Below are 2557 nucleotides of genomic sequence, written 5' to 3' on the forward strand. Positions count from 1 at the left end.
TTTTCAAAGGTCTACCAATCATCTGCTCTCGCAGACAACTTAATTATCATACCATCTAACTGATATGATGTCAACAAAAAGTTTAATTAACTTAAACCGTGAATTATTGGCTGCCTAATGAAGCAGCTCAATTAATATACCATGATGTCAGACTACTTGTCAACAAGCAATTTGACTTTTTCGAATTAATGAGCCGCTGCCGCAAAAGACAACTTAGATAATATACCATGCACATCGTCACAGTGTCAATAAAAAATTCAAACAATTCTCAAGTGCTTGGATTACTCAGCGAAAAACAGCAAAATCCGCTTCTTGGTATTCCGCCGATACGCGTAATCTCAGTTAATGCCCTGACAAGCCGCTTCCGGCTAACCAAGCCCCATCATTTTCCATGAACACTGATCAATCGGTATCAGTCAAAAACCAACTACTGGCGAACCAACACCCTCGGCACACGAAGCCACTACCTCCCCACTAATCATCATTACCCAATCCGCAACTCAGCCAATTAACGGCTACGGGCAATACCTGCCAGCAGTCAGTGTTGCGTAACGTTTCTTCCCAGCAGTAATCTGGTCGGTCACCCGCTGCGCACCCCAGATGTCCCAATGGCCAAGTATTAGCAATCCAAGTAATCTATGTCACCACCCTATGAGGATTAAAAGACCTGACTCTCCCTCTATTCTCTAAGGAAGTGTCAGGTCTTCCGTTTGAAGCGGCGTCAGCAACGTCCCTCGTATTTCCCCGCTCTGTCTAAATTCGCCGTTTAAAAAAGATTGTTGCGCCCACGCTGATAAAGACCAGTGCCTAGACGAGATTGCCGACGCGCAACTGCTGGATCGTCAAATAAGTCACGGATTATTGCTAACCAGGATTGCCATACTGTTCCTGCAAGAAAAGCATGTTAAGCGGATTTCATTTCAGTATGGGCACCACAGACTGAAATGACTATAAACCTAAACTAGAGACCTCTTCACCCATACAACAACTGCCCATGCCAATGAAGATTGCCGCGGCACTATTTCGACTACAGCTTGCCAGTAAGAACATCAACCCAATGATCATCAAGTCACCATACATATCCAGTCACGCATTTGTCACGAGATTTGCCAGCAAGGATTAATGTTAAAAGTAAACGGCTCGCCACATCAGATGCCGACTAACACCCATCTTCAATATCCCCGTTACGACAATGATCAACGCACTATACACGAAAACTAACACATACTTCCCCACGCAGGCCACCCAACGATGATTCACCTGAGTGGCCAATTGTTTGACCGTCCCGTATTCAAATTCCCTCGTCACACAACTGGCACCAATCACAATGATGAACATCGTCAGCCACGAAACCCACCATACGCCAATGAAATGTAGAATTTCTGATTTCCAACTGATGCACCATGCGTCGTCGTTGCTAACCCAACCATTAGAACAATCAAAATGACCGGTGCCAAACCGATCAATCGTTGATGCCTGAACTTAAAAATTTCTTGTCGTATTATTTTTTCCATAGCTTAAGCCCGCCCCTCTGCAGGGCTTGCACGATCCACGCTAGTTGTTCAACCGAATGCGTCACTAGTCGCAGATGTTACCAGCTACTCAAGAACGGATAGATCGCCGGTTGCTCAATTAGGACGCCGACCTGTTGTGTTACGACTGTATACGCTTTGGCCGAAACGGCTTGACCCGAAACCCGAACGTTCCCCGCGTCCTTGGCCGAAAGCCCAACAATATTTTCATAATCGTCGTCTTACCCGCACCATTGGGAGCAACCAACCCAACAATTTTACCGACCGAAAACGAAAAATTCATATCCTGTAAAATGACATGGTGTCCGAATCCTTTTTCGTGATCCCACCACTTGAACCATGTTCTCCTGTATCCCATAGATGGTCTTCAGGGGACGGCTACAGAAGCGGCTCCCAAAACAGCCGCCGTTGGTCAGCCCGCTTAACCATTTCTTGGCCTATTGGGCTGGTCTGCTGCTATTTGCAGGACTTAGTGTCATTAGCGGTAGCGTCAATGCCGTTGACATGGAGTTGGGTATAGCAACCACTTGTGAATTTACGGGTCTAATTGCTGCAGTCATACTCGCCAGAAAATACTAGAGATTCAGAACTTTAAAAATCAGACAGCATTAACGTGTTCCATCATGCCTAACTATCCAACAGCTTTAAATTCCTACACAAAAAGGTAACGCCCCCTCCCCTATCGGAAGTGTCGTTACCTTTTTAAATTGGTTTGACTGTAGACAAACCGAGATCACCTAAAGATCATTGCTACAGTATGACTTAACATGCTAAAACTAGCCATTTCCAGCCGAATTGACTGTCTACCATCATCTAGCAAACAGCAAACATGCGTCGGGTACCAGTCATAGCCGTTTCGCTCGGTCGCGGTCCACCCGCCATTGGGCCTGTCTTCGTCCGCCACTTTAATTTTTGGTATAAAAAAAGGAACCCTCACAGGGTTCCTTTACTCGCGTGGCAACGTCCTATCCTCGCAGGGGGCGATCCCCCAACTACTATCGGCGTGCTAAAGCTTAACTTCCGTG

At 46.1% G+C, this 2557-nt stretch carries 3 protein-coding genes; 1 reads left to right on the forward strand and 2 read right to left on the reverse strand.

Going from position 1 to position 2557, the window contains the following annotated elements; genetic code table 11:
• Positions 1-994 precede the first annotated feature (994 nt).
• On the forward strand, positions 995-1123 hold the full coding sequence (locus NGM66_RS14145; protein ID WP_258115840.1) for a hypothetical protein: 129 nt from the start codon (positions 995-997) through the stop codon (positions 1121-1123).
• Positions 1124-1125: 2 nt separating this feature from the next.
• Here the strand turns inward: NGM66_RS14145 and NGM66_RS14410 are convergent, their stop codons facing one another.
• Complete coding sequence (locus NGM66_RS14410; protein ID WP_506530931.1) at positions 1126-1308, reverse strand: hypothetical protein; 183 nt, start codon at positions 1306-1308, stop codon at positions 1126-1128.
• 345 nt (positions 1309-1653) lie between these two features.
• On the reverse strand, positions 1654-1890 hold the full coding sequence (locus tag NGM66_RS14390) for an ATP-binding cassette domain-containing protein (protein ID WP_373418494.1): 237 nt from the start codon (positions 1888-1890) through the stop codon (positions 1654-1656).
• Positions 1891-2557 lie beyond the last annotated feature (667 nt).

It is taken from the genome of Levilactobacillus yiduensis (assembly GCF_024718525.1).
GTDB classification, from domain to species: Bacteria; Bacillota; Bacilli; order Lactobacillales; family Lactobacillaceae; genus Levilactobacillus; species Levilactobacillus yiduensis.